Source organism: Klebsiella sp. CD33 (genome assembly GCF_051992865.1).
In the GTDB taxonomy this organism is placed as follows: Bacteria; Pseudomonadota; Gammaproteobacteria; order Enterobacterales; family Enterobacteriaceae; genus Klebsiella; species Klebsiella pneumoniae.
Window position 1 is genome coordinate 3,808,263 of the sequence record NZ_CP197023.1, and the last position, 26,127, is coordinate 3,834,389.

Annotated in this window: 24 protein-coding genes and 1 pseudogene; 10 read left to right on the top strand and 15 right to left on the bottom strand. The window is 60.2% G+C overall.

The features are described from left to right. On the bottom strand, positions 1-1,179 hold the full coding sequence (locus ACR809_RS18775) for a M20 aminoacylase family protein (RefSeq protein WP_122051493.1): 1,179 nt from the start codon (positions 1,177-1,179) through the stop codon (positions 1-3). A 215-nt stretch (positions 1,180-1,394) separates the two neighbouring features. After that, positions 1,395-1,532, bottom strand: coding sequence for a hypothetical protein (locus tag ACR809_RS18780; protein WP_048289174.1), 138 nt, complete (start codon positions 1,530-1,532; stop codon positions 1,395-1,397). Between ACR809_RS18780 and ACR809_RS18785 the strand changes: the two genes are divergently transcribed. Further along, on the top strand, positions 1,495-1,620 hold the full coding sequence (locus tag ACR809_RS18785) for a hypothetical protein (RefSeq protein ID WP_016831715.1): 126 nt from the start codon (positions 1,495-1,497) through the stop codon (positions 1,618-1,620). The genes ACR809_RS18780 and ACR809_RS18785 overlap by 38 nt on opposite strands. Before the next feature lie 64 nt (positions 1,621-1,684). Here ACR809_RS18785 and ACR809_RS18790 read toward each other — a convergent pair whose 3' ends face one another. Both ACR809_RS18790 and ACR809_RS18795 read right to left on the bottom strand, forming a co-directional pair. Continuing rightward, positions 1,685-2,140: an RcnB family protein gene (locus tag ACR809_RS18790; RefSeq protein ID WP_122051494.1), complete on the bottom strand. Its 456-nt coding sequence runs from the start codon at positions 2,138-2,140 to the stop codon at positions 1,685-1,687. Between the two features lie 168 nt (positions 2,141-2,308). Further along, positions 2,309-2,698: a hypothetical protein gene (locus ACR809_RS18795; protein WP_002892699.1), complete on the bottom strand. Its 390-nt coding sequence runs from the start codon at positions 2,696-2,698 to the stop codon at positions 2,309-2,311. 271 nt (positions 2,699-2,969) lie between these two features. Between ACR809_RS18795 and ACR809_RS18800 the strand changes: the two genes are divergently transcribed. Genes ACR809_RS18800 through ACR809_RS18810 form a run of 3 tightly spaced genes read left to right on the top strand, consistent with a single transcriptional unit; the run spans position 2,970 to position 5,971 of the window. Further along, complete coding sequence (locus ACR809_RS18800; RefSeq protein WP_009308082.1) at positions 2,970-4,088, top strand: ABC transporter substrate-binding protein; 1,119 nt, start codon at positions 2,970-2,972, stop codon at positions 4,086-4,088. 60 nt (positions 4,089-4,148) lie between these two features. After that, positions 4,149-5,177 carry a FecCD family ABC transporter permease gene (locus tag ACR809_RS18805; protein WP_072143255.1) on the top strand — a complete coding sequence of 343 codons (1,029 nt, stop codon included), beginning with the start codon at positions 4,149-4,151 and terminating at the stop codon, positions 5,175-5,177. Then, positions 5,174-5,971 carry an ABC transporter ATP-binding protein gene (locus ACR809_RS18810; RefSeq protein ID WP_002892698.1) on the top strand — a complete coding sequence of 266 codons (798 nt, stop codon included), beginning with the start codon at positions 5,174-5,176 and terminating at the stop codon, positions 5,969-5,971. Before ACR809_RS18805 ends, ACR809_RS18810 begins: the two co-directional genes overlap by 4 nt. 40 nt (positions 5,972-6,011) lie before the next feature. Here ACR809_RS18810 and ACR809_RS18815 read toward each other — a convergent pair whose 3' ends face one another. The 3 genes from ACR809_RS18815 to ACR809_RS18825 all read right to left on the bottom strand — a co-directional run bounded on the left by ACR809_RS18815 (position 6,012) and on the right by ACR809_RS18825 (position 8,275). Continuing rightward, positions 6,012-7,154 (bottom strand): HlyD family secretion protein, encoded by a 1,143-nt coding sequence (locus tag ACR809_RS18815; protein ID WP_002892697.1) that lies wholly within the window; start codon positions 7,152-7,154, stop codon positions 6,012-6,014. Further along, a complete protein-coding gene (locus ACR809_RS18820; protein WP_002892695.1) occupies positions 7,154-7,498 on the bottom strand; it encodes a DUF3302 domain-containing protein in 345 nt (114 codons plus the stop codon). Before ACR809_RS18820 ends, ACR809_RS18815 begins: the two co-directional genes overlap by 1 nt. A 135-nt stretch (positions 7,499-7,633) precedes the next feature. After that, a complete protein-coding gene (locus tag ACR809_RS18825; RefSeq protein ID WP_162992556.1) occupies positions 7,634-8,275 on the bottom strand; it encodes a helix-turn-helix domain-containing protein in 642 nt (213 codons plus the stop codon). Positions 8,276-8,513: 238 nt separating this feature from the next. Between ACR809_RS18825 and ACR809_RS18830 the strand changes: the two genes are divergently transcribed. From ACR809_RS18830 to ACR809_RS18850, 5 genes are all read left to right on the top strand, one after another. Beyond that, on the top strand, positions 8,514-9,437 hold the full coding sequence (locus ACR809_RS18830; protein WP_122051496.1) for an aminoimidazole riboside kinase: 924 nt from the start codon (positions 8,514-8,516) through the stop codon (positions 9,435-9,437). Between the two features lie 164 nt (positions 9,438-9,601). After that, a complete protein-coding gene (locus ACR809_RS18835; protein ID WP_004147437.1) occupies positions 9,602-11,119 on the top strand; it encodes a carbohydrate porin in 1,518 nt (505 codons plus the stop codon). Between the two features lie 104 nt (positions 11,120-11,223). Further along, positions 11,224-12,594 (top strand): sucrose-specific PTS transporter subunit IIBC, encoded by a 1,371-nt coding sequence (locus ACR809_RS18840; protein ID WP_002892640.1) that lies wholly within the window; start codon positions 11,224-11,226, stop codon positions 12,592-12,594. Next, a complete protein-coding gene (locus ACR809_RS18845) occupies positions 12,594-13,994 on the top strand; it encodes a sucrose-6-phosphate hydrolase (RefSeq protein ID WP_016946060.1) in 1,401 nt (466 codons plus the stop codon). The genes ACR809_RS18840 and ACR809_RS18845 overlap by 1 nt, the downstream gene beginning before the upstream one ends. A gap of 23 nt (positions 13,995-14,017) precedes the next feature. Next, positions 14,018-15,028, top strand: coding sequence for a LacI family DNA-binding transcriptional regulator (locus ACR809_RS18850; RefSeq protein WP_014907957.1), 1,011 nt, complete (start codon positions 14,018-14,020; stop codon positions 15,026-15,028). A 47-nt stretch (positions 15,029-15,075) separates the two neighbouring features. On the opposite strand, the pseudogene ACR809_RS18855 reads toward ACR809_RS18850, so the two are convergent. The 5 genes and pseudogenes from ACR809_RS18855 to ACR809_RS18875 all read right to left on the bottom strand — a co-directional run bounded on the left by ACR809_RS18855 (position 15,076) and on the right by ACR809_RS18875 (position 20,800). Beyond that, positions 15,076-15,685 (bottom strand): annotated as a pseudogene (locus ACR809_RS18855) (hypothetical protein). Between the two features lie 183 nt (positions 15,686-15,868). Next, positions 15,869-16,891, bottom strand: a complete 1,023-nt coding sequence (locus ACR809_RS18860) for an ABC transporter permease (protein ID WP_004152946.1) — start codon at positions 16,889-16,891, stop codon at positions 15,869-15,871. A 19-nt stretch (positions 16,892-16,910) separates the two neighbouring features. Beyond that, entirely contained in the window at positions 16,911-18,395 is a 1,485-nt protein-coding gene (locus ACR809_RS18865) for a sugar ABC transporter ATP-binding protein (protein ID WP_004142660.1), read from the bottom strand. A 32-nt stretch (positions 18,396-18,427) separates the two neighbouring features. Next, positions 18,428-19,351 carry a sugar ABC transporter substrate-binding protein gene (locus ACR809_RS18870; RefSeq protein ID WP_002892597.1) on the bottom strand — a complete coding sequence of 308 codons (924 nt, stop codon included), beginning with the start codon at positions 19,349-19,351 and terminating at the stop codon, positions 18,428-18,430. Positions 19,352-19,780: 429 nt separating this feature from the next. Further along, entirely contained in the window at positions 19,781-20,800 is a 1,020-nt protein-coding gene (locus ACR809_RS18875; protein ID WP_004191476.1) for a LacI family DNA-binding transcriptional regulator, read from the bottom strand. 101 nt (positions 20,801-20,901) lie between these two features. Here ACR809_RS18875 and ACR809_RS18880 point away from each other — a divergent pair, with 101 nt between their 5' ends. Beyond that, on the top strand, positions 20,902-21,909 hold the full coding sequence (locus tag ACR809_RS18880) for a Gfo/Idh/MocA family oxidoreductase (RefSeq protein WP_004177011.1): 1,008 nt from the start codon (positions 20,902-20,904) through the stop codon (positions 21,907-21,909). 806 nt (positions 21,910-22,715) lie between these two features. Here ACR809_RS18880 and ACR809_RS18885 read toward each other — a convergent pair. Genes ACR809_RS18885 through iolE form a run of 3 tightly spaced genes read right to left on the bottom strand, consistent with a single transcriptional unit; the run spans position 22,716 to position 25,846 of the window. Continuing rightward, positions 22,716-23,747, bottom strand: a complete 1,032-nt coding sequence (locus tag ACR809_RS18885) for a Gfo/Idh/MocA family protein (protein WP_101971901.1) — start codon at positions 23,745-23,747, stop codon at positions 22,716-22,718. A gap of 9 nt (positions 23,748-23,756) precedes the next feature. Continuing rightward, a complete protein-coding gene (locus ACR809_RS18890) occupies positions 23,757-24,929 on the bottom strand; it encodes a Gfo/Idh/MocA family protein (protein ID WP_032445667.1) in 1,173 nt (390 codons plus the stop codon). After that, on the bottom strand, positions 24,926-25,846 hold the full coding sequence (iolE, locus tag ACR809_RS18895; protein ID WP_122051497.1) for a myo-inosose-2 dehydratase: 921 nt from the start codon (positions 25,844-25,846) through the stop codon (positions 24,926-24,928). The genes ACR809_RS18890 and iolE overlap by 4 nt, the downstream gene beginning before the upstream one ends. Between the last annotated feature and the right edge of the window lie 281 nt (positions 25,847-26,127).

Consider the following 26,127-nt stretch of genomic DNA (forward strand, 5'->3'; position numbering starts at 1 on the left):
TTAGCGACAGTGTTTTTCCACCAGACGGGCGAACAGCGTCGCGCCGATGGTGATAATGTCATCGTTAAAGTCGTAGCCGGGGTTGTGCACCATGCAACCGCCCTTCTCCCCTTTCTCACCATTGCCGAGCAGGAAGTAGCTGCCCGAGCGTTCGCGCAGCATAAAAGCGAAATCCTCGCTGGCGTTCATCGGCGAGACCGACTCCAGGACCCCTTCGCGGCCAAACACCTCCAGCGCCAGCGCCCGGGCGAAATCGGTCTCTTCAGGACTGTTGGTTAATACCGGATAGGAGTCGTAAACCTCCACTACGCTGCTGGCGCCATAGCTTTTGGCGGTAAAGTCAGCGAGCTCGTGAATACGCTTGATCAGCAGGTCGCGGATTTCCGGCTTCATCGCCCGCACGCTCAGCTCCATCACCGCGCTCTCCGGAATGACGTTGGAGGCGATACCGGCCTGGAAGGTGCCGACGCTGACCACTGCCGTTTCCCCCGGCGGCACGTTGCGCGCCACGATGCTCTGCAGGGCCATCACCAGCGCCGCACCGGCGACGATCGGGTCGACGGTGCGCTCGGGGTGGGCGCCGTGGCCGCCGTAGCCGGTAATCGTGATTTTGACGGTGTCCGCCGAGGCCATGAAGTTGCCGGCGTAGAAGCCCAGCTTGCCTACAGGCAGGCCTGGCATGTTGTGCAAGCCAAAGATGCGTTCGCAGGGGAACTGCTCGAACAGGCCGTCTTTAATCATTAAATCCGCGCCGCCGATAGCCTCTTCCGCCGGCTGAAAAATCAGATGCACCGTGCCGTTGAACTGACAGGCCGGCGAGGCGATATATTTCGCCGCCGCCAGCAGAATGGTGGTGTGACCGTCATGGCCGCAGGCGTGCATTTTTCCTGGCGCCGTGCTGGCCCAGGGTAAACCGGTGGTTTCCTCGATCGGCAGGGCATCCATATCGGCGCGTAAACCGATGGTGCGCGGAGAATCGCCTTTGCTCAGGCTGCCGACCACGCCGGTCTTGCCGAGACCGCGCGTCACCTGATAGCCCCACTCCGTCAGCTTGCTGGCGACCAGTTCGCTGGTATTAAACTCTTCAAGACTTAATTCCGGATTGGCATGTAAATAATGACGGATAGAAATCATTTCCGCTTCCGTCGCTTTAATTTCTGGAATTACATAATCACTCATGCCGCTCTCCGGGAAATAAATTAAGGACTTATCACGGTATCGCGATGAAAAGTTTATGCAAGCAGCATTTCTAATACCTGGAATGGACGCATCTTATTTAATAATTCACTCATCACAGCGCAATGAATAATCAAAATAGTGCAATTAAAAAATAAAAGTTTATTTTTTTGAGGATTTCCCGTTATTTACCCTACCCTGCACGGCCACATCCAGCGTTATATAAAATAAACGGACAGGCAATTACAGAGGCTTTTCCTTCTCGCAATCGTTGCGCTGGCGGGCTGCAGCGCGCCGATCGCCGCCGCTTCCAGCGGCGTGGCGTCAGATACCGCCTCGTTGCTCTCGAAGGTCAACGTTTATCATCTGACCGAAAAAGAACTGTCCACCCAGGCAACGATCAATGGTTATAAATACTGGCCGGATGCTGCGCTGGATCCGTAGCTTTCCGCGAGTGCGCCATCGCCGGATCAGGCTTTTCCTGACCCGGCGTCGCGGAGCAGCGCATTTAGTGGCCGAGGGCGCCACTTACCAGAATCGAGGTGATGATCCCGGTCGCCGCGGCGATCAGCACATAGTTACCGTCGATATAGGACCAGTGATGGCCTTCCGGCGGGGGCGGCAGGCCGCGGTCGCTCCAGTCACGGACGCGATATTCATCGCCACGGAACGGCGCCGGAGCCGGGTGGCCTTTGCGGAAATCGTTCCCGCGCCAGGCGAAATGGTCCTGCTCATGACGTGCCAGATCGTGTTTGTCATGGCCTTCGCGATCCGGGCCATGCTGGTCATGGTCGCCCTGATGATGCGCGTCAGGTCCGCCCTGCGGTGCATGCCCGTCATGGTCCGGACCGTTCTGCCACACCGTGGGTTGCCCCGGACGATGGCCGTCGTTCGGGCCATCGGCAAAGGCCGGGACGCTCAGCACACAGGATAAAATTACTGCCAGAGAAATCATCTTTTTCATGGTACACCTCCTGATTCAGCTCCTTTGTACCGGGCAAATGTGAAGAAAGAGTGAGTAACTGGTTAACCAGGACGATTCCTGGCATCGGCTGTCGGGAAGAGGTTGTGCTGATGGCGGGGCAATAAAAAAGGCCGCTTTCGCGACCTTTATTCAGACAGGTAAAAGGACTTATTCAGTCACTTTATTTTTTAACTCTTCGGCGCCGGTTTTGGTTTTATCCCAGCCCTTTTCCGCACCGGATTTGGTGGCGTTCCAGCCTTTTTCACTGACCTCTTTGGTCTTATCCCACCCCTTCTCGGTGCCTTCTTTGGTCTTGTTCCAGGTTTTCTGCGCGCCTTCGCTCACCTGGCTGCCGACGCTGTCCTGCTTGCCTTCGGCGGCGTGTTTCGCCTTCAGCTGCTGCTCTTCGCCCTCGTGCTGGGCCTGATGCAGCTTCTCTTTAGCGGTGTTGGCGTTGGCATTCGCCGCCGCGACGGTATCATCTGTTGCATGTGTTGTCGCAGCAAAAACCGGAGCCGCAACCAGAATAGCCGATAACGCAATCATTGCTTTTTTCATAATATCCTCTCTCACGTGTCGTGTTATGAGTCGCATTCAGGATGGCACAACGAACCGGGGATGACATTAGGAATTAGCCTGAAAAACGTCTTCGACCTCCAGCCTTGGCAGAAAATGCTGCCGCCGCGCGCGCCCTGTCGGCGTTGGCATAATTTCCAACATGTTTGTTACATTTTATGAAATTTGCCCTTGATATACTTGCCGTTGACGTTTACTCGAGAATAATTCTCAGAATCATTATATTTATAAATTGGCAAACGGAACTCATTTTATGGCAAGAAAATCAGTAAGATCGCTGTTACTTACTGCGCTGCTCGCGACGCCCCTCCTCAGCTATGCAACCCAATATCCCCTGACGGTCACGGACCTTGACGGCCGGCAGGTCACCCTCGCCAAAGAGCCGCAGCGTATTATTTTGCAGGATGGCCGCGACATTATGACCCTCGCCCTGCTGGATCGGGACAATCCGTTTAAACGGCTGGTGGCATGGAATAATCTGGCGAAAAAGCAGGATGTTGCCACCTGGCAGATGCTGAAAACGACGTGGCCGCAGTCAGCCACGATCCTTGACATGGGCTTCAGCGATAAAGGGAACGTCGATCTTGAAAGCGTCATCGCCCGTCAGCCGGATCTGATGATCGCCCAGCTGCGCGCCAGGCCAGCGCTGATGGAGAGCGGCGTCATCGACAAGCTCAGCGCCCTGCACGTTCCGGTGCTGTTTGTCGACTATGAGATCGCCCCGGCGAAAGATACCGCCCCCAGCATCGACCTGCTGGGCAAAGTCCTTAACCGCGAGAGCCAGGCCAAAGCCTTTACCGATTACTATCGTCAGCAGCTGCAGACGATTCGCCAGAAAACCGCGGCCATCACGCCGAAGGCCAACGTCTTCGTGGAAGCGCTGGCCGGCAACAGCGACGCCTGCTGCTTTACTCATGGCCACAGCGGCTGGGGCGGGCTGGTGGAGGCGGTCGGGGCGAACAATATCGGTTCGCAGCTGCTGCCGGGCGCCTCCGGGTTCGTTTCGCTGGAGAAAATAATCAGCATGAAGCCCGACGCCTGGATCATGACCGGCTCGAAGCGCGGCAACAGCCAGGTGCTGCCCCTGGGTTATGCGGTTAAGCCAGAGGCGGTGAAGGCCCAGGCGCAGACGCTGCTGGCGCGACCTGGGGTCAGCCAGATCCCGGCGGTACAGGAAAAGCGGGCCTATGGCGTTTATCACCACTTCTATAACCACCCGTGGAATATTGTCGGCATGGAATACCTGGCGAAAGATATCTACCCGCAGGCCTTCGGCGATCTCAACCCGGATGAGACGTACCATTATATCGTGCGCCATTTCACCGACCTGCCGGACCAGCCGTTCGTCTTCTCCTGGCAGCAGAGCGAGTAATACAGCATGCGTTTAACCTCCGACCCCGTGCTCGACGGGCTGCCCGCCGGGACCTCTGGCGTGATGGATGACTATCGCCGTATCGTGCGTCGCCGTCTGCTGCTGATCCTCCTGCTGGCGCTGTTGATTGTCGCGTCGCTGCTGCTCGATTTTATGCTCGGCCCCTCCGGTCTGCCGCTGCAGAGCCTGTGGCAGACGTTAACCGATCCGGCCAGCGCCGATCCGGGCACGCGCGCCATCGTCTGGGATATCCGCCTGCCCTATGCGGTGATGGCGATTATCGTCGGTCTGGCGCTGGGACTGGCCGGCGCCGAAATGCAGACCATCCTCAATAACCCGCTGGCCAGCCCGTTTACCCTCGGCGTCTCCTCGGCTGCGGCGTTTGGCGCCGCGCTGGCGATTGTGCTCGGTATTGGCCTGCCCGGTATTCCCGGCCAGTGGTTTATCTCGGCCAACGCCTTTATCTTCGCCCTGCTGGCGGCCCTGCTGCTGGACGGCATCACCCGCTGGACCCAGGTGGCCACCTCCGGCGTCATTCTGTTCGGCATCGCGCTGGTCTTTACCTTTAACGCTCTGGTCTCGATGCTGCAGTTCATCGCCAACGAAGACACGCTGCAGGGGCTGGTGTTCTGGACCATGGGCAGCATCGATCGCGCCTCCTGGAGCAAAGTCGCCATCCTGCTGGTCGCCCTGGCGCTGGTGATGCCCCTGTCGCTGCGCAGCGCGTGGAAGCTGACCGCCCTGCGGTTGGGCGAGGACCGGGCCATCAGCTTTGGCATTAACGTTCGCCGTCTGCGCCTGACCACGCTGCTGCGGATCAGCATCCTGTCAGCGCTTTCGGTGGCCTTTGTCGGGCCAATCGGCTTTATCGGCCTGGTGGCGCCGCATATTGCGCGGATGCTCTTCGGCGAAGACCATCGCTTTTACCTGCCCGCCAGCGCGCTGATCGGCGCCCTGGTGCTCTCCCTGGCCTCCATCGCCTCGAAAAACCTGATCCCCGGGGCCATTATTCCGGTGGGGATCGTCACTTCCCTGGTCGGGGTCCCGTTCTTTTTGAGCATCATTTTACGTCATCGGGGGCAGGTATGAGCGACCAGACATTATCCGGGCTGTCGCTGTCTCACTTCAGCGCCGGCTACCCCAGACGCAAGGTGATCGAGAACCTGACGGTTCCCCATCTGCCGCGAGGGAAAATCACCGCGCTGCTGGGGCCAAACGGCAGCGGTAAATCAACGTTAATGCGGGCGATGGCGGGTCTGGGCCCCTGCCGCGGCGAGCTGCTGCTGGAGGGGGAAAATCTGCTGACGCAGCCGTTCTCACGTCGCGCAGAGCAGGTGGTCTATCTTCCGCAGACGCTGCCCGCCGGCGTGCATCTGCATGTGCTGGAGTCGATTATCGTTGCCCAGCGCGCCGCCGGAGGACGCCACAGTCCGCAGCGCCAGGAGGAAGTGATGGCGCTGCTGCGACAGCTGGGGATTGCCCATCTGGCGATGAGCTACCTCGATCAGCTCTCCGGCGGGCAAAAGCAGCTGGTGGGTCTCGCCCAGTCGCTGATCCGCCAGCCGCGCCTGCTGCTGCTCGACGAACCGCTCAGCGCCCTTGACCTCAACTACCAGTTTCACGTGATGGATCTGGTGCGCCGGGAGACCCGGCGGCGCAACATCGTGACCCTGGTGGTGGTGCACGACATCAATATTGCCCTGCGTCACGCCGACCACGTGCTGATGCTCAAGGCGGGCCAGCTGCTCGGCGACGGCACCCCGGCCGCGGTCATCACCCCCGAGACTCTGGCGGCCGTCTATGGGGTGCGCGGGCGTATTGAACCCTGTTCGCAGGGGGTGCGGCAGGTGATTATTGACGGCCTGGTGGACAGCGAGGCCTGACCGCGGCGCGGGGCGGTTCGTCCGCCCCGCGCCCGCCGGCTTAGTGATCGAGATAGATATAGTTTTCCCAGCTTTTCATACGGATCAGGATCTTCCTGATCAGCGACAGCTCTTTCAGATGATCCGAGTAGACCGCCGCCTCGAGGGTGGCCCCCTGCGGCAGAGCGTATTCGGCAAAACGCGGATCGGTCACCTTCAGCACCACCAGCGCCCGGCCATGGGTATTGAGCGCGTCTGTGGTCAGCAGTTTGCCCTGCCCCTGGAACTGGCTCTCGCCAATCGCCGGCAGCACGTCGGCCACTTCTCCGCGAAAGACGGTGCCCGGGATAGCCGGAAACATCAGCTCCGCGGGCTCGCCTTTGTGCAGACGCTGCAGGGCGTTCTGGCGAAATGCCGCGACGTACTCCCGCGAGGCGGCGCCCTCCACCGGCACAAAGGTCATCAGCGGGATCATCCCCAGCGCAGTGGACATGGTGCCCGGCCGTAAGCCGACGGTACTGACATAGCCATCCTCCGGGGCGCGGACGACGGTGTTCTCCAGCTGAAACTGCGCCTTTTGCAGCTGCGCCAGCAGGGAGGCCACGGTGGTGTTTTTGCCCTTCACCACCGAGTCCAGCGCATTACGCGCCTGAACCACCTTCGCCTGAGCCGCGCTGACGCTGGCTTCATCGGCTTTCCACGTCTGCAGACGGGTATCAACCATTTGATCGGAGAAGGCGCCCTGGGCATGGCCCTCCCGATAGCGGGCATACTCTCGCCGCGACTGGTCGCGCTGGGCCACCGCACGGCTCAGCTCGGCCTGCGCCTGGCTTAACGCCGCGTTTAAGGAGAGCGCATCCTGACTGGCTGCTTTTATCTGCGCCTGCAGATCGTCTACTTTCGCCTGGAACGGCGTCGGGTCGAGGGTAAACAGCACATCGCCCTTATGCAGCATCTGGTTAGGCTTCACCGGTACGCTCTGCACCCGGCCGCGTACCTGCGACACAATCGGCACGGTGCGAAACACCTGGTTACCGACGTCGGTATAAGGGAAGTTGTAGTTCATCCCGAAGATCACCGCGCCAATCAGGGCGATACCGCCGAGCACCGCCGTCGGCACGGTCCACTTATTGAGCGGGATACGAAAAACTTTAAACACCACGATGCATAGCGCGGCGTAGGTCAGCAACATTAACGTTTCCATTATTTTGCCTCCTTCGCTTTCAGAACGTCCACCTCGCGCTGGACCTGTTCCAGCTGCTGGACCACCGTTTCCAGACGCTGATGCAGCGCCTGCTGCTCGTCGGCAATGTGGCGCATCCCCCATCCGCGGTCTTCGCGCCACAGCGTCGCCCAGATCCATAACAAGGGCCACAGCGCGTGGAGGGTAAATAAGCTGACCCAACCGGCATAATGAATCGCATCCTGATGAGGATGACGCCGCTCTTTGGCGATTTCATAAGGAATATCGTGAATAACAATCACGCCATAAAAAAGTATTAAGGCCACGGCGATCAGAATGGCCAGCGCCACATAGTCCAGGGTCATAAAATAACTCCAGAGTGCAAGGTTAAATAAATAAAACAGCCAGATTCAGGCGTAACGGGGCCGGGGGAAAAAGCGCGCTTAGCGCTTTCCCTGGCGGTAATAGCAACGTGATGGCGTGAATCTGCCGAATCGGATTTAGAATTTCTCAGGAATATGACGGTCGATGGAGATCAGCTTGCCTTTTTTCACCGTGATATATCCCCCCTCGCGCAGCGCGGCCAGCACCTGGTACACATAGCTGCGCGAGAGATTGGTTCGTTTAATAATAAATGCCGACAGGCTCTCATGCTGACCCCCATCAATTTCGCCGCGATATAAATAGCGCGACAGCATCGATTTAATGGTCTGAAAGCTGGTCTGGCTGCCGCGTTCATAGTGGGCATCAAGGGCAAATATGCCCATATAGGCCAGGATCGTGGTCAGCTCTTGCATATAGCCCGGCGACGAATGAAAGAATATTCGCTCAAAATCGCTGGCGGTTATTTTCACCAGCTGGCACTCGCCCAGACACTGATAATAGAGCGCGACCGACGGACAATAATGTTCCAGTAATCCTAACGGCATATGCGCGATAACAATCCCGACCAGGTTCTGCTCATCGCCAAAGGCCAATGTCATTTGCCCCTGCAGCAGAAAGTAGAGATAGCCCGGCTGCGGAATAAAGCCCTGGTCTTTGCCCAAACTCAGCGTTTCACTGCAGGCGATCACCGCCGGCAGATGCGTAGTCAGCGTCAGCTTCTGGTACCGATCGTAAATATCGCCAAAACTGGGGTTCATCGCGCTACGCACTCCTTTACCTTTGGCCACCGCGGCGGGGCTAACCGCGACCTGTTGAACTATACCTAAGCGGGTGGGGAAGGAAAAGTCCAGATCTGGAGTGGCGAAATATTCCGCCTGGCTCACATTTTTTACCCTCGCCTCCCTGTTTCGTGACCCAATCGTTCCGCTTACCGGTGGGCTGTGCTTTAATGAGCTAAACCGGTTTAATAAAGTTTAGCTTAGAGGAGCTTGTCGTATGAATGGAAAAATCTGGGTACTCGGCGATGCGGTCGTCGATCTCCTGCCCGATGGAGAGGGCCGCCTGCTGCAATGCCCCGGCGGCGCGCCGGCCAACGTGGCGGTCGGCGTGGCGCGGCTCGGCGGTGACAGCGGGTTTATCGGCCGCGTCGGCGACGATCCCTTCGGCCGTTTTATGCGTCACACCCTGGCGCAGGAGCAAGTGGATGTGAACTATATGCGCCTCGATGCGGCGCAGCGCACCTCCACGGTGGTGGTCGATCTCGATAGCCACGGGGAGCGCACCTTTACCTTTATGGTCCGTCCGAGCGCCGACCTGTTCCTTCAGCCCGAGGATCTCCCGCCGTTTGCCGCCGGTCAGTGGCTGCACGTCTGCTCCATCGCTCTCAGCGCGGAGCCGAGCCGCAGCACGACATTCGCGGCGATGGAGGCGATAAAGCGCGCCGGGGGCTATGTCAGCTTCGACCCCAATATCCGCAGCGACCTGTGGCAGGATCCGCAGGACCTTCGCGACTGTCTCGACCGGGCGCTGGCCCTCGCCGACGCCATAAAACTTTCGGAAGAGGAGCTGGCGTTTATCAGCGGCAGCGACGACATCGTCAGCGGCATCGCCCGGCTGAACGCCCGCTTCCAGCCGACGCTACTGCTGGTGACCCAGGGTAAAGCGGGGGTCCAGGCCGCCCTGCGCGGGCAGGTTAGCCACTTCCCTGCCCGCCCGGTGGTGGCCGTCGATACCACCGGCGCCGGCGATGCCTTTGTCGCCGGGCTACTCGCCGGCCTCGCCGCCCACGGTATCCCGGACAACCTCGCAGCCCTGGCTCCCGACCTCGCGCTGGCGCAAACCTGCGGCGCGCTGGCCACCACCGCCAAAGGCGCCATGACCGCCCTGCCCTACAGGAACGATCTTCAGCGCTCGCTGTGATCCCCTTGGGCCGGTTAACGGCCCACTTTGCTGGCGACATCACAATTCTTAAACCGGTTTAGCAATTTTTATTTTCACCGCGTTACCGACATGTTTACCATATCAACTAAACCGGTTTAGCAAACATTAGCACACTCACTGATTTACCTTTGGATGTCACCAACATGTATAAAAAACGGAAGTTAGCCATTCTTATTGCTTTGCTAACCGGCACCGCCGCCGCCCATGGGCAGACAGACCTGAACAGCATTGAAGCGCGTCTCGCCGCCCTGGAAAAACGCCTGCAGGACGCCGAGACCCGCGCCAGCACTGCCGAAAGCCGCGCCGCCTCAGCGGAGCAGAAAGTTCAGCAGTTAACCCAGCAGCAGCAGCAAACCCAGGCCACCACCCAGCAGGTGGCCAGGCGCACCACTCAACTGGAAGAAAAAGCCGAACGGCCCGGCGGCTTTGAGTTCCACGGCTATGCGCGTTCCGGGGTGATCATGAACGACTCGGCCGCCAGTACCAAATCCGGCGCTTATATGACCCCCGCCGGGGAGACCGGCGGCGCCATTGGTCGCCTGGGCAACCAGGCCGACACCTATGTGGAAATGAACCTCGAACATAAACAGACCCTGGACAACGGGGCGACCACCCGTTTCAAAGTGATGGTGGCCGACGGACAGACCACCTATAACGACTGGACGGCAAGCAGCAGCGATCTGAACGTGCGCCAGGCGTTCGTCGAGCTGGGCAACCTGCCGACCTTCGAAGGCCCGTTCAAAGGCTCGACCCTGTGGGCCGGGAAACGCTTTGACCGCGACAACTTCGACATCCACTGGATTGACTCGGATGTGGTGTTCCTCGCCGGGACCGGCGGCGGGATCTACGATGTGAAATGGAACGACAGCCTGCGCAGCAACTTCTCGTTATACGGCCGCAACTTTGGCGATATCGCCGACAGCAGCAACAGCGTGCAGAACTATATCGTCAGCATGAATAACTTTGCCGGCCCGGTGCAGATGATGGTCAGCGGGATGCGGGCGAAAGATAATGACGACCGCCAGGACGCGAACGGCAATCTGGTGAAAGGCGATGCCGCTAACACCGGGGTTCATGCCCTGCTGGGCCTGCACAATGAGAGCTTCTATGGCCTGCGCGACGGGACCAGCAAAACGGCCCTGCTGTACGGCCACGGGCTGGGCGCCGAGGTTAAAGGCATCGGCTCCGACGGCGCGCTGCGCCCGGGGGCCAATACCTGGCGCTTCGCCAGCTATGGCACCACGCCGCTGAGCGATCGCTGGTTTATTGCCCCGGCCGTGCTGGCGCAGAGCAGTAAAGATCGTTATGTCGATGGCGACAGCTATCAGTGGGCCACCCTCAACCTGCGTCTGATTCAGGAAGTGACGCAGAACTTCGCCCTCGCCTGGGAGGGCAGCTATCAGTACATGGATCTGCAGCCTGAAGGCTACAACGATCGCCATGCGGTCAATGGCAGCTTCTACAAGCTGACCTTCGCCCCGACCTTCAAGGTGGGCAGCATCGGCGACTTCTTCTCGCGGCCGGAGATCCGCTTCTATACATCGTGGATGGACTGGAGCAAAAAACTGGACAACTACGCCAACGATGACGCGTTAGGCAGCAACGGATTCAAATCGGGCGGCGAATGGTCGTTCGGTATGCAAATGGAGACCTGGTTCTGACGGCAACCGGGGCGACAGGGTAAATAACACATAAATATAAGGTTCGCGGCGCCTGCCACGGCTGGCGCCGCCCACGCCATATCATCATGCATTTAGAGGGTACTATGGATTTTGAACAGATTTCCCGCTCACTGCTTCCCCTGCTGGGCGGCAAGGAAAATATCGCCAGCGCCGCGCACTGCGCCACCCGCCTGCGGCTGGTGCTGGTCGACGACGCGCTCGCCGATCAGCAGGCGATTGGCAAAATCGACGGGGTGAAAGGCTGCTTTCGCAATGCCGGACAGATGCAGATCATCTTCGGCACCGGGGTGGTCAATAAAGTCTATGCCGCCTTTATCCAGGCCGCAGGCATCAGCGAATCGAGCAAATCCGAAGCCGCCGACCTGGCGGCGAAAAAGCTGAACCCGTTCCAGCGCATCGCCCGCCTGCTGTCCAACATCTTCGTGCCGATTATTCCGGCCATCGTCGCCTCCGGCCTGCTGATGGGCCTGCTGGGGATGGTGAAAACCTACGGTTGGGTCGACCCGAGCAACGCTCTCTATATCATGCTGGATATGTGCAGTTCGGCGGCGTTTATCATTCTGCCGATCCTGATCGGCTTTACCGCCGCCCGCGAATTTGGCGGTAACCCCTATCTGGGCGCGACCCTCGGCGGGATCCTCACCCACCCGGCGCTGACCAACGCCTGGGGCGTCGCCGCCGGCTTCCACACCATGAATTTCTTCGGCATCGAAGTGGCGATGATCGGCTACCAGGGCACCGTCTTCCCGGTGCTGCTGGCGGTGTGGTTTATGAGCATGGTCGAGAAGCGGCTGCGCCGCGTGATCCCTGACGCGCTGGACCTGATCCTCACTCCGTTCCTGACGGTGATTATCTCCGGCTTTATCGCCCTGCTGCTGATCGGCCCGGCCGGTCGCGCGCTCGGCGACGGCATTTCGTTTATCCTCAGCACGCTTATCAGCCATGCCGGCTGGCTGGCGGGCCTGCTGTTCGGCGGCCTCTATTCGGTGATCGTCATTACCGGTATCCATCACAGCTTCCATGCCATCGAGGCCGGACTGCTGGGCAACCCATCGATTGGCGTCAACTTCCTGCTGCCGATCTGGGCGATGGCCAACGTCGCCCAGGGCGGCGCCTGCTTTGCGGTGTGGTTTAAAACCAAAGATGCCAAAATAAAAGCCATCACCCTGCCGTCGGCGTTTTCGGCGATGCTGGGGATCACCGAGGCGGCAATCTTCGGGATTAACCTGCGCTTTGTGAAACCGTTCATCGCCGCGCTGGTGGGCGGTGCCGCCGGCGGCGCCTGGGTGGTGTCGATGCACGTCTACATGACCGCGGTGGGCCTGACGGCGATCCCGGGGATGGCTATCGTGCAGGCCAGCTCGCTGCTGAACTACATTATCGGAATGGCGATCGCCTTCGCCGTGGCCTTCGCGCTCTCTCTGACGCTGAAATACAAAACGGACGCTGAATAATGTCATTACCGTCACGCCTGCCTGCGATCCTGCAGGCCGTTATGCAGGGCCAGCCGCAGGCGCTGGCCGACAGCCATTATCCGCAATGGCATCTGGCGCCGGTCAACGGACTGCTGAACGATCCTAACGGCTTTTGCCAGGTCGCCGGGCGTTACCACCTGTTTTATCAGTGGAACCCGCTCGCCTGCGACCATACCTATAAGTGCTGGGGACACTGGAGCTCTGCCGATCTGCTGCACTGGCGGCACGAACCTATCGCCCTGATGCCGGATGAAGAGTATGACCGCAACGGCTGCTACTCTGGCAGCGCGGTCGAGTTCGAGGGCGCCCTGACTCTGTGCTACACCGGCAACGTGAAATTCCCCGACGGCGGGCGCACCGCCTGGCAATGTCTGGCGACCGAGAATGCTGATGGCACCTTCCGCAAGCTGGGGCCGGTGCTGCCGCTGCCAGAAGGCTATACCGGCCATGTGCGCGACCCTAAAGTGTGGCGGCAGGACGGGCGCTGGTACATGGTTCTTGGGGCGCAGGATGTGCAACAGCGCGGCAAAGTGCTGCTGTTTACCGCCAGCAACCTGCGGGAGTGGCGCCTGGTGGGCGAGATCGCCGGGCACGACGTGAACGGCCTGGCGAACGCCGGCTACATGTGGGAGTGCCCGGATCTCTTTCCGCTGGCGGACACCCACCTGCTGATCTGCTGCCCGCAGGGGCTGGCCCGCGAAGCGCAGCGCTTTCTCAATACCTATCCGGCGGTGTGGATGGCAGGCCGCTTCGACGCCGAACGCGGGATCTTCGACCACGGCCCGCTGCACGAGCTGGACAGCGGATTTGAGTTCTACGCGCCGCAGACCATGCAGGCCGACGATGGCCGCCGCCTGCTGGTCGGCTGGATGGGCGTCCCCGACGGGGACGAGATGCATCAGCCCACCCGCGCGCAGGGCTGGATCCATCAGATGACCTGCGTGCGTGAGCTGGAGTGGCAGGCTGGCACTCTGTATCAGCGTCCGCTGCGCGAGCTGGTCGCCCTGCGCGGGGAAGCCCAGGGCTGGCGCGGACAGACCCTGCCCCTCGCCCCGATGGAGCTGGCCTTTGACCTTTCCCCCGACAGCACGCTGGGGCTGGACTTTGCCGGCGCCCTGCAGCTCACCGTCAATCGCGACGGCCTGCGTCTGTCGCGCCGCGGCCTGCAGACGGCAGAGATGCATCACCGCTACTGGCGCGGCGAGGCGCGACGCCTGCGGATCTTTATCGACCGCTCCAGCGTGGAGATTTTCATCAACGATGGCGAAGGGGTGATGAGCAGCCGCTTCTTCCCGGGCTATCCGGGGCAGCTCATCTTCAGCGGTGCGACGCCGGTGGCATTCTGCCGCTGGCTGCTGCGGCCATGCATGGTAGAATAAGCGTTTTGCTTTCAGGCTCCCGGGTGCTGATGAAAACCAAACGCGTAACTATCAAAGATATCGCCGAACTGGCGGGCGTCTCCAAAGCGACCGCCAGCCTGGTACTCAACGGTCGTGGTAAAGAGCTGCGCGTGGCGCAGGAGACGCGCGAGCGCGTACTGGCGATCGCTCGCGAACAGCACTATCAGCCGAGCATTCACGCGCGCTCGCTGCGCGATAACCGCAGCCATACCATTGGTCTGGTGGTGCCAGAGATCACCAACTACGGGTTTGCCGTTTTCTCCCACGAGCTTGAGACGCTCTGCCGGGAAGCCGGCGTGCAGCTGCTTATCTCCTGCACCGACGAAAACCCAGGTCAGGAGAGCGTGGTGGTCAATAACATGATCGCCCGCCAGGTCGACGGCCTGATTGTCGCCTCTTGTATGCACAGCGATGCCGACTATCAGAAGCTCAGCGAACAGCTGCCGGTGGTGCTGTTTGACCGCTCCCCCAGCGACAGCGCCCTGCCGCTGGTGATGACCGACTCGGTCACCCCAACGGCCGAGCTGATCTCCCGTATCGCGCCTCAGCATGCGGACGAGTTCTGGTTTCTCGGCGGCCAGCCGCGGCTGTCGCCGTCGCGCGACCGGCTGGCGGGGTTCACCCAGGGCCTGGCCCAGGCGGGGATCACGCTGCGCCCCGAGTGGGTGATCAACGGCAACTACCACCCCAGCTCCGGCTATGAGATGTTCGCGGCGCTCTGCGCGCGGCTGGGGCGTCCGCCGAAGGCGCTCTTCACCGCGGCCTGCGGGCTGCTCGAAGGGGTGCTGCGCTATATGAGCCAGCATCATCTGCTGGATTCCAATATTCATCTCGCCAGCTTCGACGATCACTATCTGTATGATTCGCTTTCCCTGCGCATTGATACCGTGCAGCAGGATAATCGCCAGCTGGCCTGGCACTGCTATGATCTGCTCAGCCAGCTGATCGACGGCCAGGCGCCGGAGCCGCTTCAGCGCTACCTGCCCGCCACCCTGCAGATTCGCCATCCCTGACGGCGCGGTTGGCAATTAGCGTTTTCGCCTGGCGCGCGCCGCCTGCCTCAGCGCCAGCAGCGCGCTGGCGAGCACCGCGCCAAGGCCGATCGTTACCGGCCAGCGGTAAGCCACCAGCAACGAGGGCAATCCACCATCCGGCGCCAGCATCACCAGATTCCAGCCCGCCAGCCCCGCGTTGCCGTTCAGCGCCCGGCTTAACATCCGCTGATGCGGGGCGAATGGCTGAATGGTCTGGTAGTGGCTGCCGAACAGCGGGGGCTGCATCTCTCGCGGGAACTGCGCCTGCACCTGGGCCAGCACGCTGGCCGGCAGCGCGTGCGATGCCGCCAGCAGATGCCCGTCGCCATTCACCAGCAGCAGCTGATAATGCCGCTCCCGGGCGAGGGTCCGGAGAGCGGCGCGCATCGCCGCCAGCGGCCAGGTCGCTTCCCGCTGCGGCGCCGGAATGTTCATCCGCCGCTCAAGGCGTTCCGCCACCCACTGCGCATCCTCCTCCAGCTGGCGGATCTGCCTCTCACGGTAAACCTCTCTGGCCGGCAAATTCATGCCCCGACCGAGCGCCAGGATCGCCAGCCCCGCGAGCAGCGTGACGATAAGGCCCCTTTTTCCCGCTAGCCAGCGCGGCGAGAATTTGCCAAAGGATGGTGTATTCATACGACTCCAGAAACCGCAGGCCACGCGTGGCCCCTGACGAATGGACAACGGAAGTGGCGAAACTGTACAGGATGCGCAGCGCGGGCAAAACAGACAGGCGGAGCCTGGCGGGGAGTATTTTGTTTATTTCTGGACAGGACGGGCGGCAACGGCATCCTTCGCCGTTGCCGCCCGTTGATAAGATTAGTGTTTTTTCCGGTTGCGACGCATATCGATGGTTACCGCCGCAACGATAATGATGCCTTTAATAATATCCTGCACATAGGCATCGACGCCGACAAAGGTAAAACCGCTTTTGATCAGGCCAAGGATCATCGCGCCAATCAGGGTGCCGGTAATGCGCCCCACTCCGCCCATTAAGCTGCTGCCGCCGATCACCGCGGCGGCAATCGCGTCCAGCTCGTAGGACATCCCCATGCTCGACTGGCCGCTACTGACGCGCGCCGCCAGCACCACCCCCGCCAGCCCGGAGAGCGCCCCGGCGATGGTGTAGACGATCACCAGATATTTATTCACATTGATGCCGGACACTTTGGCCGAGGTCATGTTGCCGCCGATGGCATACACATATTTGCCATACCGGGTATGCTTCAGCGCAATGTGAAACACGGCGGCGATCACGAAGAAGATAATCACCGGCATCGCCCCCTGGCCTATCGCCGTAAAGCTGTCGGAGAGGAAGCTGATCGGGTTGCCCTGAGTGTAATACTGCGCCAGACCGCGCGCCGAAACCATCATCCCGAGGGTGGCGATAAACGGCGGGATACCGGTCCGCGTCACCAGGAAACCATTGGTCAGGCCGCACAGCAGGCCGACGCCGATCCCCGCGCAAATGGGGATCACCGCCGGCAGGTTGACCAGCGCCGGGAACATTGGTGACAGGCTATCGGAGGTTTGCGCCAGGCTGGCCGCCACCACCGCCGCAAGGGCAATAACCGAGCCGGAGGAGAGGTCAATCCCGGTGGTGATGATCACCTGGGTGACGCCCACGGCGATGATGCCGATAATCGCCACCTGCAGCACAATCAGCACCAGCCGGTTGGTATTGAGCAGGAACGACTGGTCGCGAACATACCAGCCGGCGATTTCAAAGGTCAGGGCAATCACCAGCATCACCACAAAGATGCCGGTATCTTTCGGCATTTTATGCCGCAAATTAGCGAAGAAGGAGGAACCCTCGCTGGCCGGAGCCGCCGTTAATTTCATATTACTCATTCTCTGTGCCTCAATGGGATGCCAACGACAAAATGGTTTCCTGGTCGGCTTCGTCTTTTTCCAGGATGCCGGTGATACGACCTTCATGCATCACCATGACCCGATCGCTCATGCCAAGGATTTCCGGCAGTTCAGAGGAGACCATAATCACCGCCACCCCCCGATTCGCCAGTTCACTGATAAGATGATAAATCTCCGCCTTCGCCCCGACGTCGATACCGCGGGTCGGCTCATCGAGAATTAAGATTTTCGGTTGCGCTAACAGCCAGCGCGCAATCAGGACCTTTTGCTGATTCCCCCCGCTGAGGTTATTAATAATTTGATCCATCGTCGGCGTTTTAATATTGAGCCGGCGTATTTGCTCCATGCAGTCTTCGGCCATTTTCACGTGCTGGACAAAACCGCTCTTGCCGATATATTCCGGCATTTTGACGATACTCATATTTTCCAGCACCGACAGCACCAGAAACAGGCCCGACTTTTTCCGGTCTTCGGTTAATAATGCCATCCCCTTTTCAATCGCCACGGAGGGGGAATCGATGGTCACCGGCGCCCCGTCGATCAGCACTTCGCCGCTGTCGAAGCGCTCCATACCGAACAGGCTTTCCATCACCTCGCTGCGCCCGGCGCCCACCAGCCCGGCCACGCCCAGGATTTCGCCACGGCGTACGCTAAAGCTGACGTCATGGAACACGCCCTGACGCGTCAGGTTGCGCACCGTCAGCACCTCTTCGCCGATGGTGTTATTAAATTTCGGAAACAGCTGGGTTAATTCGCGGCCCACCATCTGGGTGATCAGCGACTGCCGGGTAAATTCGGTGGTGTTTTTGCTCCCCACCCAGGTGCCGTCGCGAAAGACGCTGATCTCATCGGTGATGGCAAAGATCTCATCCATTTTGTGGCTGATATAGATGATCGCTTTACCCTGGGCGCGCAGGTCGCGGATGATGGTGAACAGGTGAGCCACCTCGCCTTCGGTCAGCGCCGAGGTGGGCTCATCCATGATCACAATATCCGCGTTCCATGAGACCGCTTTGGCAATCTCCACCATCTGCTGGGCGGCGATGCTCAGGTCGCCCACCAGCCGGTCAGCGGTTAAGCGGATATTGAGCTTATCCAGCAGCGCCTGGGTCTGGCGGGTCAGCTGGCCGTGGTCGACAAAGCCGTACTTCATCGGCTCGCGCCCCAGCCAGATATTCTCCGCCACCGTCATATGCGGCACCAGATTGAGCTCCTGGTGGATCATCGAGATCCCCGAGCGCAGCGCATCCATGGTGTCGGTAAACTCCACCGGCTCCCCTTTCACGCGAATCGACCCTTTATCGGGGCGATAGATACCGATCAGGCATTTCATCAGCGTGGATTTACCGGCGCCGTTCTCGCCCATCAGGGCATGCACCGTTCCCGGACGCACGCGCAATGAGACATTATCGAGCGCCTTCACGCCGGGGAAGAACTTACTGATACCTTCGGCTTCAAGGGCAAAAGCGTTCATACATCCACCTCCGTACCACAGGTTGGCCAGGACTATTTCTGATTACGGTTGGTAAATTCAGCCATGTTCTCTTTGGTGATCAGCTGATACGGCACGTCGATGATTTTTTCCACTTTCTCGCCGTTCGCCAGCTTGATGGCCGCGTCGACTGCGCCTTCACCCTGGCCTTTCGCATCCTGGAAGATGGTGGCGATCATCTTGCCGCTCTTCAGCATCTGCAGGGCATCCGGGGTGCCATCCACGCCGGCGATGAGAATATGGTTCGGGTTTTTGCCCAGCGCCTGCAGGGCGCCGATCGCCATTTCATCGTTGTTGGAGGCGATGGCCTGGATATCCTCACCGCTGGTCATCCAGTTGCTGACCACATCCACTGCGTCATTGCGGGTAAATTTCGCGGTCTGCTTCTGGACGATTTTGATGTTCGGGTATTTCGCTACCACCTCTTCCACCCCTTTGGTGCGGTCGCGAGTGGATTCATTCGCCAGGTCGCCGAGCAGGATCGCCACATTGCCCTTACCGTTCATCGCTTTCGCCAGCGCTTCCATCTGCAGACGGCCGGCAAGAATGGAGTCCGATCCCACATAGGCCATCTTGTCGGTCAGCTCCGCCTGCGGACGGCGGTTCACAAACACCAGCGGGATCCCGGCTTTGGTGGCCTGATCCATGATCGGTTTCACCGCGTTGGTATCCACCGGGTTGACGATAATGGCGTCCACCCCCTGGCCGATAAAGTTCTGCACCTGCTGCAGCTGCTGGGAGACATCCCCTTTCGCGTCCTCGATCTGCGATTTAACGCCATCTTTTTTCATCTCTTTTTGCATCGAGGTACGCAGGATCGTCAGGAAGTTATCGTCAAACAGCGCCATCGAGACGCCAATAGAGACGTCTTTTGCCATAACCACCGCAGGCAGCATGCAGGCTAACAAAGAGGCAACAATCGTTTTCTTAATATTCATAGTTGATCCTTGATTTTGTAGGTACGCCGGTGAATGAAACAAAATGAAAAATTAATTTCAGTTACGTTGCGGCAAATGTCTGCTGGTATATCGACGACGCTGCGGCACCTCTCGCACTCCATCGTGATCTAAATCACAAATAACGGCTGTTTTATCATCACTATTTTGAAACATCAGTCCATTTACGCCGCAACCTGGATTTCAGACCATTTATTTCATTAACAAGACATTTGAAACTTTTATAAGTAAATAACTGAAATGAAAATTTTAAAACTATGCAGTAACAGAATTTTGACAGACATCTAACATTGCCGCATAAATGAGCGAAAAATGAGAAGCAGACAACGCTTTGAAGCGATCCCTCCCGGCGGGGTGGTCATTTACCCGCCGGGGAAATCCGTGTTGTCAGGAAGGGAGGCGCCGCACGCCTTAGTCCACGTTCTCGGCGCTGTAGAGGATAAAGTCGACTTTACCGTCGGCATAGGTTTGCGGCTGGTAGCCGGACTCCAGATGGCGCAGCATCAGGTCGATCGCCAGCTGGGCGTGCTGGCGGGTGTTCTGATCGAGCGTTAACGCCAGGCTGCCCTTCGCCAGCTGCTGCCGGGTGGTGTTGTAACGCTCATGGGTGATCCAGCAGACGTCGCCTTCGCGGCGGTGGCGGGCCAGCGCCTCGGCAATCTGGGTATTGCCAAGCCCGGTGTTATAGATCCCAACAATATTTCGGCTGCGGCACAGGGCTTGCTCCACCAGGCGGGTGATCTGCTCCCGCCGCTCCTCGCCCGCCAGCACGTCGCTGAGCTGCAGGTGGGGAAAGCGCTGGCTCAGCACCTCGCGGAACCCCTGAATGCGCAGGCGATGCGCGCTGTAATCTTGCCGGCCGCTGACCATCAGCACCTCGCCGGGCCGTGGCGTCATTCTCCCCAGCATTAACCCCGCCGTGCGGCCAGCCTGTAGCTGATTGATCCCCACGTGGCAGAGTCGGTCGGCGCCGGGCAGGTCCGTCGCCAGGGTGATCGCCGGGACGCCAGCCTCCCGGCAGCGGCGCAGCGCGTCGTGCACCGCGGGATGGTCATTGCCGAAGACGATGATCCCCTGACGCTGCTGGCAACTGCGCGCAATGCGCCGGGCCAGTGTCGTCGGCTGCGACTCCGGGACAAAGGTACGGTGCAAGGTCAGACGGCGATAGCCGAGGCTATCCGCCACGGCGGCAAAATCCTGCGCCAGCTGCGGAAAGAAGAACGAGTCATTGCTGCTGAGAAAGACCTCAATCTGCCAGGGAAAGCGGTGCTCCTCCGGCAGGATCCGCTTCAGTCCCGCCTCGCGCGCCGCCTGCAGCACTTTGCGCGTGGTCTGCGGCGATACGCCGCCGCGCTCGTTCAGCACCCGGTCAACGGTGGCCACGCCGACGCCAATCTGTCTGGCCAGCATCGCCAGTGAAATGTTTTTCATCGCCCCTCTCTTCATGATGGAAATCCATCAAAACGGCAGTGTCAGTGAGTTTAGCAAACCGATTATGGTGGCAGCGTCCCCTCGCCATTCTGGAGAAAAAAATGATCTGCAAACGTTTTGCCCTGGTAGGCAGTGGTTTTATCGGTCAGGTTCATGCCGCCAGTCTTGCCCGTCATGAAGGAAGTGCGCTGACGATGGTGGCCGATGCCGCCCCGGAGCGCGCCCAGGCGCTGGCCGCCCGCTATGGCGCCCGGGCGGTGACCGTGAGCGAGGCGATCCATAGCGACGCCATCGACGCGGTGCTGATCGCCAGTTCAACCCCGTCGCATGCCGAACTGCTGGAAGCCGCCGCCAGGGCGGGCAAGGCGGTCTATTGCGAAAAACCGATCGACCTCTCCCTGGCGCGCGCCCGTGAGGTGGTGGAGCGGGTGCTCCCCCTGAACGTGCCGGTCACTGTCGGCTTTAACCGGCGCTTCGATAGCAGCCATCAGCAGCTCCGCCGCCAGCTGGAGCAAGGGCTGATCGGCCGGGTCGAGCTGGTGCAGATGGTCTGCCGCGCCTCCAGCATGCCGCCGCTCGACTATCTGCGCAGCTCCGGCGGCCAGATGCGCGATCAGGCGATCCACTTCTTCGATCTCCTGCGCTTTCTCACTGGCGATGAAGTGCGCACCGTAGCAGCGATGGGCGCGGCGCTGGCCCTGCCGGACATTGCCGAATTTGGCGATGTCGACACCTCCATCCTGATGATGCAGATGCGCGGCGGCGCGCTGGCGCAGCTGGACAATACCCGCCGCACCGGCCACGGGTACGATGAACGGATCACCCTGCTGGGCGCCGAAGGCGCGCTGGAGTCCGGTAGCCAGTCGCCCGCGGGCCCTACCCTGTGGCGTGGCAATCAGCGCATTGAGCCGGGCCTGTGGCCAGACTGGTTCAGCCGGGTACAGGGATCTTATTACCAGCATCTTGACGCCTTTATTCGCTCCCTGAATGGTGAAACCGTCGCCGACCTGCCCGGCCTGCTGGACGGCCTGCAGGCGCAGGCCATTGCCGAAGCGGCGGTTCAGTCCCTGCAGCATGGTCAGTTTGTCGCCGTCGACGACTGTCGCTGAGCGGGTGCGAGGCAACCGCTATCAGGCGCTGTACCAGCCTTTATGCCGGGCGGCGGCGATGCCTTGCCCGGCCTACATAACACAGGCATTAATCCACTTTAATATCAAACAGTTGCATAGATATCTCAGGCCCGCGCAAGCGCAGCGCCGCCGGGCAAGAACAGCGGGCGCGGAGCCGCTTTTATGCCGGGCGGCGGCGATGCCTTGCCCGGCCTATATAACACAGGCATTAATACACTGGAATATCAAACGGTTGCAGTAAAATCGTAGGCCCGTGCAAGCGCAGCGCCGCCGGGCAAGAACAGCCGACGCGGAGCCGCTTTTATGCCGGGCGGCGGCGATGCCTTGCCCGGCCTACATAATACAGGCATTAATACGATTTAATATCAAACGGTTGCAGTAAAATCGTAGGCCCGCGCAAGCGCAGCGCCGCCGGGCAAGAACAGCGGGCGCGGAGCCGCTTTTATGCCGGGCGGCGGCGTCGCCTTGCCCGGCCTACATAACACAGGCATTAATCTGATTTAATATCAAACGGTTGCAGTAAAATCGTAGGCCCGCGCAAGCGCAGCGCCGCCGGGCAAGAACAGCGGGCGCGGAGCCGTTTTATGCCGGGCGGCGGCGTCGCCTTGCCCGGCCTACATAACACAGGCATTAATACACTGGAATATCAAACGGTTGCAGTAAAATAGTAGGCCCGCGCAAGCGCAGCGCCGCCGGGCAACAGACATCAGGCATCGTACGCGTCCTTTTGCCGGGCAATGGCAGATACGCTCGCGCTATCTACAAACCAATGCCCGGCCGGCTCCTTAGCGTTCTTCGTTAAACACCGCGCCCACCTGGCGCCGCACCTCATCCATCACCTGCAGATTCTGCAGCACCCGACTGAGCGGCCGCAGCGGCGAGTCCTGCACCCCCTGTCCGATGCACCAGGCAAAATGCTCCGCCTGCCAGAACAGCTGGTCGTAGCGATTGCGCGGCTCTTCCCAGCGCAGCACCTGCCCGCCCTGGCTGGCGGCGAGCGTGAAGCCGCCGGGGGCGTAAAACTGGCCGTCGATCGTCAGGGTCGCCTGGCGTCCGGCCACCACCGCCCCGCCCGGCGTGTTGCTGAACAAAGTGGTGTTTAACAACCCCTGCATCCCGTTCTGCCAGCCGAACAGCATCGACGTCTGACCGTTCAGTCCCTCCGCCGTGGCGCTGCCGCGGGCGACAATCTCCTGCGGCATGCCGCCCACCATCAGCGCAAACGAGGTCAAATAGCTGCCGAGGTCCATCATCGGCCCGCCGGCAAGATCGGCATTGAAGATGCGGTGCTCGGGGGTGAAATACTCGCCGTGATCGGCCAGCAGGGTATGCAGGTCGCCGAGCGCCCCATCCTCCAGCAGCTGGCGGATCACATCATATTTCGGCGCGTAATCGCACCACATTGCCTCCAGCGCCAGCTTCCCCTGGCGGGCGGCTTCAGCCTGCAGCTCACGTCCTTCGCCGAGGTTGAGGGCGAAGGGTTTCTCAATCAGCACGTGTTTGCCCGCCTTCAGCGCCTGCATGCCGTCGGGAAAGTGATGGTTGTGCGGCGTCGCAATATACACCGCATCAATATCCGGACGCGCCAGCATCTCCTCCACCTGGCCGTAAGCCTGGGGGATCCCCCATTCCGCGGCCACCCGGTCGGCCTTCGCCTGGCTGCGGGAGGCCACCGCCACCACCTGCTGCCGGCTGTAGGTTTTCAATGAGTGCACAAAGCGCTCGGCGATCCAGCCAGGACCGATAATGCCCCAGCGCAGGATGGGAATGCTCTGCGCCGCCGGGCGGCGCGGGGTTGGTAAGTGTGACGGAAACATAGCGGCTCCTTAGTCTTTAACCACGTTCACCCAGCGACGGCTGACCATCGAGGCTTCAATCGCCGACAGCACGCGCTGATTCTGCAAACCAAATTCAAAGTTGGGATAGCAGTCGTCGTCCCCGCAAATCCCCTGCACCAGGTCATGCACTTCGATCACCTTGACGTCAAAATAGCCCAGCCCACCGCCGCCAAAATCGAAGCCGAAGAAGCCGGCATAGGCCGGGATCTGGCTCCCGGCATACAGCGTCTTAAAGCCGCGGTCGTGTTTATCATCGTTGAAGCGATATACCTGCAGTTCGTTAAAGCGCTCCCCGTCCATATACAGCGTGCCTTCGGTGCCGGAAACCTCCCAGAACACGCCGAAGATCCGCCCGGCGGCGATGCGCGAGGCCTCAATCACTCCCGCCGCGCCGCTGTCGAAATTGACCAGGCACTGAACCTGATCGTCATTTTCCACTTCCCGCCACTCGGCATCGGCCGCGACCCGGCTGGCATACCCGGCATCGGTTTGCGGCACCGGACGCTGGCGCAGGCAGGTTTGCGCGCTGGCGGTCACTTCACGGATCCCGCCAAGCAAAAACTGGGCGACGGACAGGGTATGGGCGCCGAGGTCGCCAAGCGCCCCGCTGCCGCCGAGAGTTTTCGAGCAGCGCCAGGACCAGGGCAGGTTCGGGTCGTTATAAAACCCCTGATCAAAGGTGCCGCGAAAGCGCACCGGTTCGCCAATATCGCCCCGGGCGATAATCTGCTTTGCCAGCAGCGCCGCCGGCGTTTTGATGTTGTTAAAGGCCACCATGGTCTTCACCCCCGCGCGCCGTGCCGCCTGCGCCATCTCCTGCGCCTGCTGCTCATTGACCGCCAGCGGCTTCTCGCAATAGACATGTTTACCCGCCGCGATCGCCGCCATCGCCATTGTGTAGTGCAGATGGTTCGGCGAGGTGATATCCACCACATCAACCTGCGGATCGTTTACCAGCTCGCGCCAGTCGCCGTAGGCCTTTTCCGCCCCCAGTTTCGCCGCGTGGCGTTCGGCCATCGCCTGATCCTGATCCGCCAGCGCGTAGAGATGCGGGCGCTTGGGCAGATCGGGATAGAACATTGCCGCGCGACGGTAAGCGTCAGCGTGTGCCTGCCCCATAAAACCTGAGCCGATAAGGCCGATATTTAACCGCGCGCTCATGATGCGTACTCCTCTGACGATGAAGGGGAAGATAAATGGTGCGCCAGCCAGGCATAGGCGCGGCTGGCGGTGGCCAGCGGCGGCGCCATCGCCGGGTCCTGATCGGCTTCGATAATCAGCCAGCCGCGGTAGTCGCTGTCCCGGACAAAGTCGAGGATCGGCGCATAGTCGATGCAGCCGTCGCCTGGGATGGTAAACAGCCCGGCGCGCACCGCCTCGTTAAAGCTCAGGTTTTCCCGATACAGACGCCCCAGCACCTGGGGACGCACGTCTTTCAGATGCAGATGGCGGATACGGTGGCCATATTTGTGCAGTACGCGCGGGATCTCGACCCCGGCGACAAAGGCGTGCCCGGTATCAAACGCCAGCCCGACGTTGTCATGGGTGTGAGACAGAAACCGCTCCAGCTCGTCATCGTGCTCCACCAGCATCATCAGATGATGGTGATAGGCCAGCTGGAGGTCATAGTCGCGCAGCAGCAGGTCGGCAAAGGTATTCAGCTTGTGGCAATACGCCGCAAGGCTGACGCGGCTTAACGGCGGCGAGAGCGAAATAGGCTCATCAAGCGGGGTTTCACCTGGCAGTTGCCCGCATTCGCCGTAAACCATCACCTTCGCGCCGAGCTGCCGGAGGAGCTGGGCGTGCTCCCGCACCGCCTCCAGCTCCGCTTCCACGCTGCGGTCGGCCAGCATGCCGCTGTACCAGCCGGACGCCAGGCGCAGGTCAGCCGCCGCCAGCAGCGGGCCCAGGGTTGATGCCTGGCGGGGAAATTTCCGTCCTAACTCAATGCCCTGATAGCCCGCCTCCCGCGCCTCGCGCAGGCAGGTATCCAGGGGAATATCACCACCTAAATCCTCGAGTACATCGTTGGTCCAGCACAGGGGGCTCACGCCCCACCGCAGTTGCTCTGTCGCCATCTTGTTCTCCTTTCCACCCTGTGGTCTTGTCTGGCGTCACTATAAGCAGGTGACGACCGACGATGAAAACGGAGAAATGATGGAAATCCATCATTGCGCTGGCGGTATATTCGCTATTTCAGGTAACCCTGAAAAATAAATGGAAATAATGCTTGCCGCCGGCTTATTTTGCGGATAAAAATTACTGGCTTAATAACCCGCTTCAGAGGTTATCCCTTTCATTCGAAATATGATGATAGCAATATGAAAAAAACTCAACACCGCACCAGCGCGGGCTTTTG